This window comes from Bacillus nitratireducens, assembly GCF_001884135.1.
Classification (GTDB): Bacteria; Bacillota; Bacilli; order Bacillales; family Bacillaceae_G; genus Bacillus_A; species Bacillus_A nitratireducens.
On record NZ_MAOC01000064.1, the window covers coordinates 1 to 2,503 of the forward strand.

At 33.6% G+C, this 2,503-nt stretch carries 2 protein-coding genes; both read left to right on the forward strand.

Annotation, left to right across the window (positions count from 1 at the left end; all coding sequences use genetic code 11):
* The first annotated feature begins 286 nt into the window (after positions 1–286).
* Positions 287–1,246, forward strand: a complete 960-nt coding sequence (locus BAU23_RS17830; RefSeq protein WP_071734911.1) for an alpha/beta hydrolase — start codon at positions 287–289, stop codon at positions 1,244–1,246.
* A gap of 185 nt (positions 1,247–1,431) precedes the next feature.
* Entirely contained in the window at positions 1,432–2,163 is a 732-nt protein-coding gene (locus tag BAU23_RS17835) for a DsbA family oxidoreductase (protein WP_071734912.1), read from the forward strand.
* Positions 2,164–2,503: the final 340 nt, after the last annotated feature.

Below are 2,503 nucleotides of genomic sequence, written 5' to 3' on the forward strand. Positions count from 1 at the left end.
CCCTGTGAGAGTAGGACGTCGCCAAGCAAGCTTAAGACGAGTCAGAATGACTCGTCTTTTTTGTGTTTCTAACTTCTTATTAGCCTCAAGGTACCATTTTAAGGTGTGCGCAATCCTTATCCTCTTAATTCTCTCATATTCAATTTCTCCTCTCACTTTCGATGCGTAGTTTAAGATTTTTCTATTGTATTTTTTGTAGAAGTGATCTGTCGGTATGTTAAAATAGTACAGTTGTTTTTTGAGGTACTTTAATATAGGAAGATTTAAATTTTTTTAAGGAGATAATATGAAAAAGATAGGTGTAATTACTATAGTAGTTTTTGTCCTTCTAGCAATTGCTTATATGTTAGTCGGGAATTATTTTTATAATTATGCATTGAATGCGAAACAAGAGAAAGAATTTTTAGAGGATAATCCTCACTTAGTAGAAACAGTGAACGCATCGGGAGGTGTGTTGGCTACAAATGAAGAAAAGGATGCGAACTTTGTATCAAATCATAAACTCAATACACTACACATAAATTCTTTCGATAAGTTGAAATTAACAGGTTATGAATATATGAATGAACAATCTAGCCATAAATGGGCAATTGTAGTTCATGGATATGATAGCAGGGCATCGAAGATGACGAAATACATTCGGAATTTTTATGAACAAGGTTATAACGTCATAGCGCCAGACCTTCGGGGGCATGGAAATAGTGAAGGCGATTATATCGGTATGGGCTGGCATGATCGTAAAGATATTTTGATTTGGATTCAACAAATTGTAAAGAAAGACCCGAATGCTGAAATAGCGCTATTTGGTGTTTCAATGGGCGCGGCAACTGTAATGATGACTTCAGGTGAAGATTTACCTTCTAACGTTAAAGTTATTATTGAAGATTGTGGATACTCAACTGTTATTGATGAATTTACTTATCAACTAAAAGATTTATTCCACTTGCCGAAGTTTCCTGTTATGAATGCAGCAAATACAGTTACAAAATTAAGAGCTGGATATAATTTAGAAGAAGCTTCAGCTATAAAACAAGTAGCGAAAAGTAAAACACCTATGCTATTTATTCATGGGGATGCTGATACATTCGTTCCTTATGAAATGTTAGATGAGGTATATAATGCTGCAAAAGTAGAGAAAGAGAAATTAATTGTTCCAGGTGCTGGACATGGAGAAGCTGAAAAGGTAGATTCGAATAAATATTGGAATAACGTATGGAAGTTCGTGGGGAGATATATTCCAGCATAATTAGATTGTTTTAGAGTTGTATATACGATAATCAGAAGGTAGTGTTTTTATACTTTTGATTATCGTTTTTTTCTATTCGTAAATTCATTTTAGGTTGTAGTATATAAGGCTTGAAGCATAAATTTTTGAATTCTTTAGTGCCAGTGCTACAATAATTGAAAAATACATGTTAATGAGGTGTTTCTATGAAAATCGAAGTATGGTCAGATTTTTTATGCCCATTTTGCTATATTGGGAAACGTAGACTAGAAATGGCTTTAGAGCAATTTCCACATAAGAAGGATGTTGAAGTTGAGTTTAAAAGTTTTGAATTAGACCAAAATGCTCCAATCTATTCTGGAACAAGTATTAATGAAGTACTTGCATCAAAGTATGGGATTAGTATTGAAGAAGCTAAGCGTAATAATATACAACTAGGAAATCATGCAGCTAGTATGGGGTTGGATTTTAATTTTGAAGAGATGAAGCCGACAAACACTTTTGATGCGCATCGTCTGGCGAAGTTTGCAAAGGATCAAGGGAAAGAAAAAGAGATTACGGAAAATCTACTTTTTGCATATTTCACTGAATCGAGAAATTTAAGTGATGTGGATACGCTTGCTACTATCGCTGAAGCTTCAGGTTTAGATAAGCAAGAAGCTTTACATGTTATTAATGATAAAAATGCATATGCAAATGATGTTAGAATTGATGAAGCGATTGCTCAACAATATCAAATTTCGGGAGTACCTTATTTTATTATTAATCAAAAGTATGCTATTTCAGGTGCGCAACCACTTGAAACTTTTGTTGGTGCACTTCAGCAAGTGTGGGAAGAAGAGAATCCTGCACCTAAGTTACAAGAGTTTTCATCAGAAGAAGGAAGCGATATGTCTTGTACTGATGGAAGTTGTTCGATCCCTTCAAAAGAACAATAGTTTTTATGATGGAATAGCAACCCATAGGGAGTTATATGGGTTGCTTATATATAAGTATAGAAGAGATATTTAAATAGATAACTTGGTAATATAAATGAGATTTATAAAAAATGAAGTTTTTTATAAAAATCCATTGACTATTATTATTTATAAGTGTAATATAGGAAAAGTCGCAGATAGCAATAACGCAGAACGCGGCAAACGAAATAAAAAACTTAGTTGACATTAACTAACGAAGATGTTAACATAAGGAAGTCGCAAATGAGCGACCGAGTAGTTCTTTGAAAACTGAACGAAACAAACAACGTGAACGTCAATTTTTATTTTTAGATGCTAGACA